Source organism: Nonomuraea sp. NPDC046570 (assembly GCF_040645915.1).
In the GTDB taxonomy this organism is placed as follows: domain Bacteria; phylum Actinomycetota; class Actinomycetes; order Streptosporangiales; family Streptosporangiaceae; genus Nonomuraea.
The window spans coordinates 23,705-36,672 of the sequence record NZ_JBEYZF010000042.1 but is presented as its reverse complement, the minus strand read 5'-3'; the positions used below and the strand labels follow the sequence as shown (position 1 = coordinate 36,672).

The 12,968-nt window shown below is 68.3% G+C and carries 13 protein-coding genes; 3 read left to right on the top strand and 10 right to left on the bottom strand.

The features are described 5' to 3' along the window. Positions 1-58 precede the first annotated feature (58 nt). The gene (locus ABZ911_RS37655) at positions 59-562 is read left to right on the top strand and encodes a S8 family serine peptidase (protein ID WP_358067521.1); all 504 of its coding nucleotides are present in this window, start codon (positions 59-61) and stop codon (positions 560-562) included. A gap of 110 nt (positions 563-672) precedes the next feature. Here the strand turns inward: ABZ911_RS37655 and ABZ911_RS37650 are convergent, their stop codons facing one another. Together ABZ911_RS37650 and ABZ911_RS37645 are read right to left on the bottom strand one after the other, a co-directional pair. Continuing rightward, a complete protein-coding gene (locus tag ABZ911_RS37650; RefSeq protein WP_358067519.1) occupies positions 673-2,592 on the bottom strand; it encodes an amino acid transporter in 1,920 nt (639 codons plus the stop codon). 279 nt (positions 2,593-2,871) lie between these two features. After that, complete coding sequence (locus tag ABZ911_RS37645; protein WP_358067516.1) at positions 2,872-4,122, bottom strand: sugar ABC transporter substrate-binding protein; 1,251 nt, start codon at positions 4,120-4,122, stop codon at positions 2,872-2,874. A 242-nt stretch (positions 4,123-4,364) separates the two neighbouring features. Here ABZ911_RS37645 and ABZ911_RS37640 point away from each other — a divergent pair, with 242 nt between their 5' ends. Beyond that, positions 4,365-4,913, top strand: coding sequence for a hypothetical protein (locus tag ABZ911_RS37640; RefSeq protein ID WP_358067513.1), 549 nt, complete (start codon positions 4,365-4,367; stop codon positions 4,911-4,913). A gap of 157 nt (positions 4,914-5,070) precedes the next feature. Here ABZ911_RS37640 and ABZ911_RS37635 read toward each other — a convergent pair whose 3' ends face one another. Beyond that, positions 5,071-7,002, bottom strand: a complete 1,932-nt coding sequence (locus tag ABZ911_RS37635; protein ID WP_358067510.1) for a hypothetical protein — start codon at positions 7,000-7,002, stop codon at positions 5,071-5,073. A gap of 920 nt (positions 7,003-7,922) precedes the next feature. Continuing rightward, positions 7,923-8,420 (bottom strand): hypothetical protein, encoded by a 498-nt coding sequence (locus tag ABZ911_RS37630; RefSeq protein ID WP_358067507.1) that lies wholly within the window; start codon positions 8,418-8,420, stop codon positions 7,923-7,925. Positions 8,421-8,625: 205 nt separating this feature from the next. On the opposite strand from ABZ911_RS37630, the gene ABZ911_RS37625 reads away from it, so the two are divergent. Beyond that, positions 8,626-9,240, top strand: a complete 615-nt coding sequence (locus tag ABZ911_RS37625; protein WP_358067504.1) for a hypothetical protein — start codon at positions 8,626-8,628, stop codon at positions 9,238-9,240. Between the two features lie 54 nt (positions 9,241-9,294). Here ABZ911_RS37625 and ABZ911_RS37620 read toward each other — a convergent pair whose 3' ends face one another. The 6 genes from ABZ911_RS37620 to ABZ911_RS37595 all read right to left on the bottom strand — a co-directional run bounded on the left by ABZ911_RS37620 (position 9,295) and on the right by ABZ911_RS37595 (position 12,943). Next, positions 9,295-9,570 (bottom strand): amidohydrolase family protein, encoded by a 276-nt coding sequence (locus tag ABZ911_RS37620; protein ID WP_358067501.1) that lies wholly within the window; start codon positions 9,568-9,570, stop codon positions 9,295-9,297. A gap of 71 nt (positions 9,571-9,641) precedes the next feature. Next, complete coding sequence (locus ABZ911_RS37615; RefSeq protein WP_358067498.1) at positions 9,642-10,097, bottom strand: SAM-dependent methyltransferase; 456 nt, start codon at positions 10,095-10,097, stop codon at positions 9,642-9,644. A gap of 193 nt (positions 10,098-10,290) precedes the next feature. Beyond that, positions 10,291-10,452 (bottom strand): DoxX family protein, encoded by a 162-nt coding sequence (locus ABZ911_RS37610; protein ID WP_358067572.1) that lies wholly within the window; start codon positions 10,450-10,452, stop codon positions 10,291-10,293. A 31-nt stretch (positions 10,453-10,483) separates the two neighbouring features. Further along, positions 10,484-11,281, bottom strand: a complete 798-nt coding sequence (locus tag ABZ911_RS37605) for an ABC transporter permease (protein ID WP_358067495.1) — start codon at positions 11,279-11,281, stop codon at positions 10,484-10,486. Then, a complete protein-coding gene (locus ABZ911_RS37600; protein ID WP_358067493.1) occupies positions 11,278-12,042 on the bottom strand; it encodes an ABC transporter permease in 765 nt (254 codons plus the stop codon). Before ABZ911_RS37600 ends, ABZ911_RS37605 begins: the two co-directional genes overlap by 4 nt. Further along, positions 12,035-12,943, bottom strand: coding sequence for an ABC transporter ATP-binding protein (locus ABZ911_RS37595; protein ID WP_358067490.1), 909 nt, complete (start codon positions 12,941-12,943; stop codon positions 12,035-12,037). The genes ABZ911_RS37600 and ABZ911_RS37595 overlap by 8 nt, the downstream gene beginning before the upstream one ends. Between the last annotated feature and the right edge of the window lie 25 nt (positions 12,944-12,968).

Below are 12,968 nucleotides of genomic sequence, written 5' to 3'. Positions count from 1 at the left end.
CTTGTAGCCCCAGACGCGGCCGCACCCTCGGGTATCGCACGTCTCCCCTCCGGTGAAGATGAGGGTAGGGCCGTGCTCGAGGCACACCCCCCACGGGAAACTGCAGGAGCCCTCCGGCCGGGCAGCGAGCCTGGCCAGTGAGCACGGCACCTTCACCGCCAGCGTCCTGGCCGGACAGCACGGCAGCAACCTGCCCGGGCTTGCTCCCGGCTGCCGTCTCCTCACGCTCGGGTTCTCCGGCGACGAGCACGTCTCCCAGGATCCGCACTCGGCCGCCCGCGCCATCGAAGACCTGACCGAGGCCGGCGCGAACATCATCCAATACACTCCGGCCCACCACACCGCCTCGCACGACGCCGACCCGATGCTCAAACGCGCCATCGCCCACGCCATCGAGGCAGGCGTCCTGATCACCGCACCGGCCGGCAACGACTACGGCCGCAACTCCCTGGCCCCCGCGATCCAAACTCGTACGAGGAGGACGCTAAGCGTGGATCATGAAATATCCGTCGATAGCTACGCGATCTGGACACCTGACCGGGAAATGCTGACGCGCAGTTGACGGGGGCCGCCCCATGAGGTGCCAGAACACGCCGTCGCATCGAGCATGCATGGGGATTCCCTGGCGCCCCGCGCATTCGCAGCGGCCCTGACCTGCGCCCAATGGAGTTGTCAGCCGACGTGGACGACGGGGCGGCGTCCAGCGTCGGGTTCGGCCTGGCGTAGCACCTCGCGGGTGAGCGGCGGAATGTCGCCGCCGCCGAACACGAGGTAGCGCAGCAGCGCGCCGATCGGGTTGCCCTCGGCGGCCCAGTGGAAGTAGACGTGCGGCGTCTTGTCGGTCTGGTCACGCAGGTACAGCAGCAGGGCGGCGATCGCGTTGGCCACGGTGGGGCTCTGCATGCGCAGGATCCTGAAGCCGTGGCGTTCCTCGCCGGTGACGCGAAGCTCACCCGCGAACTCTGAGGCGTCAGGGACGGTGACCTCGAGGAACAGCAGCCCCTCGCCGGTGCGCAGACGGTGCAGCTCCCAGGCCTCGCGGGCCTTGTCGACGTACTCGGTGTGGTCGCGGGAGTGGGGCTCGTTGGCGATGAGCCGGATCTCGCCGCACTGGTTGACGTACTGGCGGGCCAGGTCGTCCAGCGTGATGTGGGTGACGCGCAGCTCGGTGGAGCGGGTGGCGCGTGAGATGAGCGAGGTGCTCACGATGGCAAGGACGAACAGCAGGGCGATCACCAGGCCGTCGGGGCGTTCGATGATGTTGGCGACGGTGGCGTATCCGAAGATCAGGGTGACGACGCCGAAGAAGCCCGCCGCCCTGCGGCGTCCGGCGGTCCAGGCCGACAGCGTGACCGCCACGACCGCCGAGAGGATCAGTGCGAGTACGCCGGTGGCGTAGGCACCGCCCTGGGCCTCGACCTGCGCGCCGAAGAACAGCGTGATGAGGAAGGAGATGGCGGTGAAGACCAGGACCATCGGCCGGGCCGCGCGCGACCAGTCCGGGGCCATGCCGTACCTGGGCAGGTAGCGCGGCACGATGTTGAGCAGCCCGGCCAGCGCCGAGGCCCCGGCGAACCACAAGATCGCGATTGTGGACAGGTCGTAGGCGGTGCCGAACCAGTCGCCCAGGTACTGGTGGGCGAGGTAGGCCAAGGCCCGGCCGTTGGCCTTGCCGCCTTCGGCGAACTCCTCGGCCGGAATGAGTACGGTGGTGGCGAAGCTGGAGGTGATGAGGAAGACACTCATGATCAGCGCCGCGGTGGTGAGCAGTTTGCGCGCCCCCTTGACCCGCTCGGCGAGCTCCCCCTTGACCAGCGGCATTACCGCCACACCCGTCTCGAAGCCGGACAGTCCGAGCGCGAGCTTCGGCATCACGTACAGCGAGACGGCGATCATCGCGATCGGGCTGGCGTAGTCGGCGGCCAGCAGGTTCTGCCAGTCGCCCACCTTGTCCGGCTCTGCGAGCACGTGCTGTACGGCGGTGACCACCACGACCACGTTGAACACGAGATAGATGGCCACCAGCACGACCGCGATAGAGATGGCCTCGCTGAACCCGGCCAAGAACACCGCGCCCAGCCCGCCGATGAGCAACAGCGTGACCGGCACCTGCCAGTCTGCGGCGAAGGCGGGGACGAACGGATTGTGCAGGATGTGCGCGGTGGCGTCGGCTGCCGACAGCGTGATGGTCACGATGAAGGCGGTCGCCACGAATCCGAGCAGAAACAGCACCAGCAGCTTGCCCGGCCAGCCAGGCAGCAGCCGCTCCAGCATCGACAGCGACCCCAGCCCGTGCGGGCTCTCCTTGGCCACCGCCCGATAGGTCGGCAGAGCACCGAACAACGTCAGGGCCACCAGGATCAGGGTCGCGATCGGGCTCAGCGCCCCGGCGGCCAGCGCCGCGATGCCCGGCTGGTAGCCCAGCGTGGAGAAGTAGTCGACGCCCGTCAGGCACATCACCTGCCACCAGGAGTGCTGGTGCTCAGGAGTTTGCTCGTGAGGCGGGGCACCGCCCCCGTGATCCGAGCGCTGCAGCCCCTTCAGCAGCCACCCCCGCAGCGCCCCCTTCCGTACCGGAGCAGGCTGATCCACGCTGGCCAACGTGGCCACCCCCAACGTCAAGTATGCGTAAAGACGCAAAGCACACTACTGAGGCCAGAGGGGGCCGCTACATGATCACGGCGTCAAGAAAACGTCAATATTGAGCTGTCCTGCTCTCCCGAATTGACAACGAGGTCACGCACGTCGACATACCTAGATCTCGAACACCTACAAAGGACGAACAGCAGGCCCGTGACGGGGTCGCGCCACCGGTGTCGCACAGGTGTAAGCCACCGGAGGGAAGGCCGCTCGCACGACCTCCCCCGGACATCATCCGGCGCTGGTCAGGATCGCGTCGGCCTGCTCTGCGGCGTCGTCGAGCGCCTGCTTGGCGGTCTTCTTACCTTGCAGGGCCGACTGGATCTCGGGCGAGAGCAGCGCCATCACCTGGCGGGCCAGGGGATGGGCGTCGCCAGGGAAGGCGTACTCCAGCGCCTTCTCGAACTCCTTCGCCGTCGCGCTCAGCTCGCCGAGCTTGGCGTCGGTGCGGGCGGGGAAGTAACCGGACTCCTTGGAGAGCCCGGCGGCCACCTCCGGCGAGGCCACGTACGCGGCGAACTTCTTCGCCGCTTCGGGGTTCTTGGCGTGCTTGGGCAGGATCAGCGCGCCGGGGATGCCGAATCCGACCCGCTTCGTGCCCTCGATGGGCAGCCCGACGGCCACGTTGTCGTCGCCGATGGCGGCGCCGAGCTGCATGGCGCTGATGTTGGCGGCGGCGTGGTAGAAGCCCACCTTGCCCTGCGTCAGCGGGCTGCCCTCGACGGTGTTGGACAGCGTGACGGCGTTCTCGGGCAGGCCGCCGATCTTCTTGAGGTCGAGCAGGTACTGCAGGGACTGCACGCCCTCGGGGCCGTTGAACGCGGCCTTCTTCCCGTCGGGAGAGAAGACCGTGCCGCCGTTCGACCAGAGGATCGGGTAGAAGCTCAGATTGAGCGAGACCTCGGGGGCGCCGGTGTACATGAAGATCGGGGTCTTCTTGGCCGCCAGCTTGGGCGCGGCCTCCATGACCTCGGCCCAGGTGTCGGGCATCTCCGTGATCCCCGCGTCCGCGAAGAGCTTCTTGTTGAAGATGGGCGCCGTGATCGTCTGATAGATCGGTACGCCGTACAGCCTCCCGTCCGCGGTCAGCGCGGCCAGCGCGTTGGGCAGGTAGGACTGCTTGGAGGCGGCGACGACATCGTCGACCGGGCTGATCGTGCCCTGCTTGGCGTACTGCGGGATCTGATCGGGGCCGAGCACGACCAGATCGAAGCCCTTTTTGGCGACCAGCGCCGTGGTGACCTTCTCCTGACGGCCGTCCCAGGGCTGCAGATCGATCTTGACGTCAACGGTGGGGTTCTTGGCCTCGTAGTCCTTCTCAACCTTGTCCCAGAATGCCCTGCTCTTCGCCTGGTCGTCGATGACGGGATACATCCACAACGTCACCGTGCTCTTGCCTCCGGAGTCGGAGCTCCCGGAACCGCATCCGGCTAGCACCACTCCCAGGGCGGCCGCGAGGCCGGCCACCGCTACCTTCCTCATCGGGCCTTCCTTTCCCTTGCAATACCGGTCTAGACCGAAACCTAGCCATCGGGTGGATGCAGGGTCAATGCTTGATACATGACCGTGACTAGCGGGGTGACCGCGAGCGTTCATCAGGTTTGATCATGCGGCTTTGTGGTGGGCACGACGCGCGGCCAGCTTTGGGCTCCTCCTCGCACCCCCCGGGGTCTGTACGCTCCAGCGGTGATCTTGCGGTTCTCCGATCCCCTTGGAGCGTCCCCATGCATGACTCCTACTCCCCCGTGCCAGAGCTGAACCAGCTCGAAGAGCTGCAGGAACGGCTCGGGGGCGAGTTCATCGCCGACGGGTTCGAGCTGATCGAATTCGGGGAGCCCCGGCATGACGGTTGGTCGGACGATCCGGAGTTCCTCGACGCCTTTTTCCCGTTCGCGTACGCCAACAGCTCCGGTTCGCTCTACGCCCTCTGGCGCGTCGACGATCGCGCTGACCTGGCGGCCTTGCCGGTCGTGGTGTTCGGGGACGAGGGCGGCGTCCACGTCACCGCCCGCGGCCTGCGGGACTTGTTTCGGCAACTCGCCTGCGACCGACCGCTGTGGGTCGACTGGGCAGGGGCCGGCTTCGGCGAGTACGAGGGGTATCACCGGGACGGCGACGGGCGCGGCCGGGCTCGCGAGACGTACCTCGCGTGGCTGGACCAGCACTTCGGCCTGAGCCCGGCGGAGGATCCCAACGATCTGCTCGAGGCGGCGCAAAGGGAGCTGGGAGCCGAGTTCACGGGCTGGGCCAGGCGTTTCGTGGACGGCCTCTGATCGCAACGGGGCGGCTCGCGCACGGTGTCTTCATGCGCCGCGACCAGCCGTGCGATCGCCGGAGCGGCTGTCCCCGACGCCGACCCCATGATGATCAGCGCCGGATTGCCCCGCGCCGGTGTCTCACACGACCTGGTGAACGGTCGTGGTCATCCCGCTAGCTCCCGACCGTGACCTTCAGCAGGTTGCGGCCGGTGATCGTGTAGAGGGCGCCGTTGTGCTTGTCGTAGGAGAGCATGGGGAAGCTGGTGGGATCGGTGGCCAGGCCGTCGACGACCACTTCGACGGCCAGGGTTCGCGGCGTGATCCTGAGCAGCCGCTGGTGGCTCACCGCGTACAGCCGCTGGCCCGCGACGACCAGGTCCACCCTGGCGGTCGCGACGGTCGTGGTGGCCAGGACGGCTCCTGTGCCAGTGTCGACGGCGAACAGCACCCCCTTGTTGGTGGTGCCGTAGAGCACCTCGCCTACCACCGCCAGGCTCGATATCGAGGCCGCGTTCGGCACGGGGACGATCTCGGCGTACTTGCGGCCCGAGGTGGAGTCGAGAACCGCGATCGCGGCGGAGGCCGTCGAGCCTGTGGGCCGTTCAGAGCCCGCGTAGGCCCGACCCCGGCCGACGTGAGTCGCGGTCGACACGATCGCGTGGCCCTCGACGACGTTGCGATACACCTGGAGCTGGTGGGTGTCCAGGTTGAAGATCGACAGCGCGCCGCCGATCTTGCCGTAATCGGGGCTGGAACCGACGAGCAGCAGCCTGCGCCGAGCGTCGTAGGCCGTGTCCCCCGGCCTGTTCTGCTCATTGCCGATCACCGCGAGCACCTTCGTCCGCCCGGTCTTCGTGTCGTGCCGCACGATGGAACCGGACGGGTAGGTCGCCATGTAGACGTACCTGCCGACCGTGGTCATGGCCTTGGTCTCCCCCGCGAGCCGGATCCGCGTCGTGGCCCCCGGGTTGGCCAGGTCGTGCAGCTCCACCCCGCCGTGCCCGCCCACGTACACCCGCCTCCCGTCGTGGCCCGCCACTGACTGGGGCAGCTCGGGCGCCGTGGGCATCCCCATGGCCTGGAAGTCGGCCATGTTCATCGCCCCCGACACGGGGTCATAAGTCCACATCGTGGCCGAGTTGGTGAACACGACCACCTTCCCGTCCTTGATGTGGACGGCCGTCACGAAGTCACCGGCGGCGGTGACGCCGACCTTGCGGGTGATGCCGCCGTCCAGGTCGAGGTGCCAGAGCGAGTCCCCGGCCCCGAAGTACACCTCGCCCTCGCCGGCGGCGGCCATCTTGCCGATGGTGATGACGCCTTCCGGATGGACGACACGGTAGGAGGAGGGGTCGCTCTTGTCGATGATCGCGATCAGGCCGGAACCGTGGGTGCCCGCGATGACGTGGGTGGCGGTCTGGGTGAGCTGGTAGACGAAGGACTCCGCCACCAGCTCCGGCGGGGTGATGTCGCGGGGAGCGCCACCTGACCGGTCGAGCGCGACGAGTCGCGCGTGCGAGCCCACCCCCGCGTAGATGGTGGTGGCGTCGGCGACGATGCTCCGCACGTACGTCTGGCCCGGTACGGCGACGCCGAGGTCGCGCAGCGCGCTGGACGCCAGATCGAGCTCCCACACCTTGCCGTCAGGGTAGGTGCCCAGGTAGATCTTCCCGTCCACCTGGCACATGTCCCAGATGTACGTGGCTCCCGGAACGCGGCCGATCCGGTTGAGCGCCCCCTTCACGGTGTCGAACGCGTACACGTCGGCGACCGTGTGGGTGCCGATGTAGATGGTCGTCCCGTCGACCAGACCGGTCCAGGCGCCGCCGCCGCTGGGGATCTCGGTGAGGCTGTCCGCCCGGCCCGCGGCCACGTCGAACACCCCCAGCCGGGTGGGGGTCAGCAGGTGGGAGACGATGTACGGCTTGTCGCCCACGAACCCGCCGTTGAGCGTGCTGCAGGCGAGCGTCGCGGGGCCGAGGTCAACCTTGGTCACGCCGGTGTCGGCGTAGGCCGCCGAGTCTGCGCCCGGGTTGCCGATGGACAGGGCCATGCCCGCGCCGCCAGCCACGGCGGTGGTGCGGAGGAACGTGCGGCGATCCATTATGCCTCCTGGGGGGTGCCATAATATCGGTCAGCACCGAAATTGTAGGGTGACGTCGGAAGCCCGTCAACAACGCTGGTACACGCCAGCGTCGCCGCGATCAGGCGCACGTGCTCATCGGTGTGGTTCTCGTTCCAGTCGATGACCAGGGATACCCGATCCACCAGCCGTTTGGCCTCCGGGCATGGCGCACCGGGCCCCTCGCCCACGCTGGACGGAGTCGAGCAGAAAGCGCGACTCACCATAGATCAGCCCGTCCCGCACCGGCATGCGGTTGAGCGGCTCTCATAGATATCCGGCCCGTGCCGGAATCCAGGAAGCCACCGGCTCTGCGCCTGCCGAAAACTCCATCCATGCGGTTCAGGCGGCATGTGAGTACTCGTGGAGCTGAGCCGGTCTCGTCGGCGTATGTTCACGTCAGCTCTGGATCCCTGATCCGGATCCGGGACGGTACGCAGCGGGGCCGCTTGGGTCCTGGCCGACCTCACGCTCATCGACGATCCAGCCGCGCGCCACCTGGTGAGCTTCGCCGCTCAGCTACGGCGCTTCATGTCCTGGCGCACCCGGGGAGTGCTCAGTACCCTCCAGCGCTTGTTTCCCCGCGGACCGTCGGGGAAGGCGCGCATCGATGTGACCCTTGGTCGGTGTGCGGGCCACCTCGGCGTCACTCGATCGCGGCCAGTGCCTCTGCCGTGACGGGGCGGAAGGTCGGCAGTACGGCGAGCAGGTCTGCCTCAGGCACCTCATAACCGCCCACTTTCGTCCTCTGGGTAGTAGGTAGGGGAGATCATCTCTGGCAGGCTCCACTCGTCCATACTGTCGAGTCGATAATTCGGGATGACAGGTGCGATCATTGGTATCCCTGAGCTTTTCAGGTCTCTTGTCCGTTCGGATTCGCGGTGCGTGCCGTACCACGTTGCTCAGTGCCTCCTGGAGGATGCGGAACACGACCGCAGCGCGCGGCTGTCGTCGGCCGGGTCCGGAGGCAGGAGCAGGTGGGTCGCCACCCGGTCGGCGAGCGTTTCGGCGCGCTCCGGCTCCAACCCCGACTTCTCCGACAGTTCCAGGATGCGCCGTCGTACGTCGGCCACCTGCTCCGCGGTCAGCGCGGGCACCACCAGCGGGGCCGCCCGCCTGCGGAACACCCTGCGGAGCAGCCTTCTCGCGCCGCGGGGCACCCGGAGGTCGTCGACCGCCTGGCCGACGACCCTGCGCATGCTCTCATCCAGCGCGACCCAGACCACCGGCGTGGCGATGTAGACGATCTCCTCCAACCCGAAACCCAAGGGATCGCGTGCCGTGCCACGGCCCGCCAAGCGGGCCACCGCGGTCTCGTCGTCGAACTGCCTCAGCCCGTCCACGATCGGCAGTTCCTCGGGCGCCACCTCGGCGATGACCGCGCGGACTACATCACGCACCGTGCCCCGGACGAAGCCTGTTCAGGCGTCTCTGGAGTGCTCACCCGTCTTCTCCCACACAATGGCGACGGGAACGCCTCCGCGCGCACCGAGACGCGGCCTGCTGGCGGGTGGGCTGGTGGCCATGGGCGCCGGCCGGGCGGTCAGGCGGCCTGCTCCTGCTAGCCTCTCCATGCTGATCATGCCCCCGAGGATTTGAGTGGACATGAATGTCATCGAGCGAATGGGCGGTTTCCGGTCTCGTCGCTTCGTCTTCCAGAGCCTCCACATGGCGGGCGAGGTGAAGGCCATCGCGGCTGCCGCAGGATGGAAGACGACCCTGCGTCAGCCGGCTGCTCCGCATGAGGGTCGCCCACTGCTGATGAAGTGGGAGGTACTTGCCGGGCTGACCGTGCTGTACACCGAGAAGGACGCGATCAACACCTCGTTCGTCATGGCTGCGAGCTCGCTCGGCGCGGCGGAGGTGGAGGGCTGTGTCGCTGTCTTCGCCGCACACCCGCTGGTGATGACGTTCGACGAGCTGATCGGTGTGTGCGATGCCGCGGATGCCCCGGACAGCAAGGGCGCTGCACTCGCCCGCTGCGGGCTCGGAGCCCCGATCGAAGCAGACGAGCGATTCGTCGAACGGCTTGAAGCCGGGGCCTTCGCGGACGAAGCGGCGATCCGTGAAGGGGCCCTGTGGGGGATGGCCTATGCCGAGTGGCCGGTGTTCCGCCGACCGCTGGACCGGGCGGCACGAAACGACCCGGACGAGTTTCTCCGAAAGGTCGCAGCATCAGCCCTGGGCGCCTTTGACCGGATCGGCGTGGCGCAGCCCTGAGCCGCTGAGGCGACCAAGGCGTACCCGTGGATCTTGATGGTTTTGTGGTGTAGATCATCCATGTGGATGAGGAGCGCCCGCGGCCGTCTCGACCTCGGCGAGGACGCGCTTCCGGTCGGCCGGGCCGAGGTACCGGCCGCGGCAGATCACCGCGTGGATCCTGCGGGTGTTGCCGATGTCGGCCAGCGGGTCGCCGTCCAGCACCACCAGGTCGGCGTACTTGCCAGCTGCGATCGTGCCCGACACCCGCTCGAGCCCGACGCACCGCGCGGCGTCCCCGGTGGCGGCCCGCAGCGCCCGCATCGGCGACAGGCCCGCCTTCACCAGCATGCTCAGCTCACTGTGGAGGTCGAGGCCGGGGAAGATGAAGGCATCCCACCCGGCCGATTCCAAATGAAGCCTCAGTAATAGTGGCTCATGAGTTCGGTCGCCCAAGTGGGCTGGACGACCGGGTGACGAGGGGCGAACTCGGCCAGGTATGGCTTGATGTCCAGGATCGGGGAGCCGGAGAGTGCGTCCAGGTCGGCGACGTGCAGGTTCAGGCCGTCCACGGTGAGCAGGCGGCAGCGGGAGACGCCAAGGCGGTTGGGGCGGTACGGCCCGCGGTGGGCGAAGACCCCCACGGGTGCGGCGCTCGGGTTCCCTCTCGGGGGGCGGGGTTCGCTGTGCACCGTGGCCGGGTTGATCCGGTCGAAGAGGAAGACGACCTCCAGGTGGGAGAAGTGCTCCAGACCGAGCACCGCCGAGGCGGTGAAGGACTCACCGTCCAGCCGGATCACAGCTCGAACGTCGTGCCAGTCGTCTTCGTACATCTCGCCGCGCCCGCCCACGACCTGACCGATGGGTCGCAGCGTCACGGTCTCCGATGTCAAGGTTGATCTCCAGGTACTCGTAGCGGCCGAGAGCGCCGCGGTGTTCGGCGAGGTGTCTTCGGATGGTGCCGCCCGCCATGGATCGGGGCAGTTCGTCTCGTGGTGCCGCAAGCAGGGGTACGACTGCCATGCAATCGGGCGGCGTGCGGGGTACGGCCTGCCTGAGATGTTCAAGAGGTCAGAGGGCGTAAGAGCCGAAGCGGCCCCAGGCGATGACCGCGGCCAGTGCGAGCAGCACCACATTGACGGCGATGGCCAACGGCTCTTTGCGGCGGGCGTGAGTGGCGGCGGCGCCGAGCATGGTGATGGCCAGGCCCATGGCAGCCAGAGGGGTGAGGATCGGGGCGATGCCGGCAGTGATCTCGTGGTTTCTAGTAGCGGCCGAGGGTGCCGCGGCGGCGGGCGAGGTGTTCGAGCCGGTTGAACAGGACCACCCCGGCGCCCGTGATGAGCAGCGGTTGGGCCAGTAGCCAGCCGAGGCCCCAGCCGGTCGGGAGGGCGGCCAGGGGGTGCCCTCCGAGCAGGATGTCGCGCATCGCCTCGATGCCGGGCGCGATGGGAACCACCAGCCGGCTGAGGAAGGCGACCGCGTCGGGCATGGCGGCCAGGGGGACCAGGGTGCCGCCCACGATGGCGTAGACGGCCACCGACAGCTGGGTGACGATCTCGATGCGTTTGAAGACCAGGGTCAGCCCGCACAGGATCAGGGCCAGTCCGCAGGTGCCCAGCACGATGGCGGCCAGCGGCACGATCACCTGCGCGTCGACGGGCATCCGCCCGCCCTGGACGGTGATGGCGGCGGCGCCGGTGGCCAGGACGGCCATCGCGGTGGGCAGGGCCGAGATGACGGCGGCGACCTGGCGGCCGAGGATGAGCGCGGCCGACGGCAGCGGGGTCAGGTAGGTCTGTTCCAGCACGCCGGACTGGATGTCGCCCAGGTAGCTCCAGAACACCCGGTTGACCTGCTCGTGGATGAAGGTCAGCGCCACCATGCCGAGCAGTACCGGCAGCAGCAGGTCCGCGCGCAGTTGGCCGCGTCCCATGAACAGCACGATGAGCAGGTAGAACAGCGGGAAGGTGATCATCTGGATGAGGACTTCACGCCATCCGGCGGCGAGGTTGAGCAGGCCCTTGCGGACTTCTGCGGCGAATCCGCGGGCGAAGGTCATGACGACTCCAGGGCTCGGCGGTGGTTGCGGACGAACAGCAGGCCGCCGGCGGCGGTGAGCGCGAGGGTGTGGGCGAGCAGCCAGGGCAGGGTGCCGCCGCTCCACAGCTCGGCCAGGGTCCGGCCCTCGAACAGCGTCCGGGTGAGCGCCTCGATGCCCAGCGTGGTGGGCAGGAGTCGGGCCAGTACGGCCAGCCAGTCCGGATAGAGGGCCAGCGGCAGGAACGAGCCGTTGAGCAGCAGCACCAGCGAGGTGAACAGCGACTGCAGGGCGCCGATTACCGGCGAGACCAGGGCGAGGGCGGCCAGCAGGAACGTGAAGGCCAGCACGTTGATCCCCAGCAGTACGGCGGGCAGGAGCGCCGCCCAGCGCAGCGGGATCGCGATCCCGGCCACCAGCATCGGGACGAGGGCGGCCGCGGCGGCCACCGCCAGGCCGAACACCGAGGCGGTGATCAACCGGCCGAGCATCGGCAGCCACGGCGGCGCCGGGGTCATCTGGGCTTGGGCGAAGGTGCCCGCGCGTTTCTCCTCGATGAGGTCGGCCACCATCACCAGACCCGCGTACTGCAGGAACCAGTAGCCGCCGATCGCGACCAGGGTCTGCGGCAGCAGATCCTGGCGCAGCTCGCCCTGGCCCAGGACGAACTGCAGCCCGAGGTACATCATGGTGCTGATCAGCAGCGTGATGACGTGCCCGGCCGGGTGGGCGAGCTGGACCCGCAGCCCCTTGCCGATCTCCGCACGCAGGATGTCATGCATGGGACGGCTCGTTCACCAGGGTGAGGAACACGTCCTCCAGGTCGGGCTGCACCTGCGTCAGGGATTCCAGGACGGCTCCCTGCGCGCGCAGCCGCTCGACCACGTCGTACACCTCGCGCGGATCGCTCACCCGCACGCTGATGGTGGTGACGCCCTCGCGGGTGACGGAGTCGAAGCCTGGCGGGGCCGCTCCTTCGACGCGGATCTCGTACCTGTCGCGTTCGCGGAAGCCGGCGAGCAGTTCACGGGTGGGCAGGTCGGCCACGAGTCGTCCCTGGCGCATGACGGCCACCCGGTCGCACAGTTCCTGGGCAACGTCGAGCTGGTGGGTGGTGAGCAGGATGGTGGTGCCGAGCTCGCGGGCCTGCTCGGCGATCCAGTTCTTGACGGTACGGGTGGCCTCGACGTCCAGGCCGAGTGTCGGTTCGTCCAGCAGCACGATCGGCGGGCCGGCGATCAGGGCGGCGGCGATCGCGACCTTCTGCTGCATGCCGCGGGAGAAGCCGCCGACCTTGTCGCCGCGCCGCTCCCACAGGCCCAGATCGGTCAGCAGTTCCCGGGCGCGCTCGGTGACCTGGGCCTTGCGCAGGCCCTTGAGCCGGCCGAAGTACATCAGGTTCTGCCAGGCCGACAGGCTCCAGTAGATGTTCCGCGAGCCTTCCAGCACCGCGCCGAACCGCCCCATCGCGGCCGAGCGCTGCCGGGCCACGTCGAAGCCACCCAGCCGGACCCGCCCCGAGGTGGGGGTCACCAGCCCGGCCATCATCTTGATGGCGGTGGTCTTGCCCGCGCCGTTGGGCCCCAGGAAGCCGAAGACCGACCCGGCGGGGATCCGCAGGGACACCTCGTCAACCGCCCGGACCTGGCCGTACACCTTCGTCAACGCCTCGATCTCGATCATGTCTTCTCCTCGTTGGGTGCCCGGC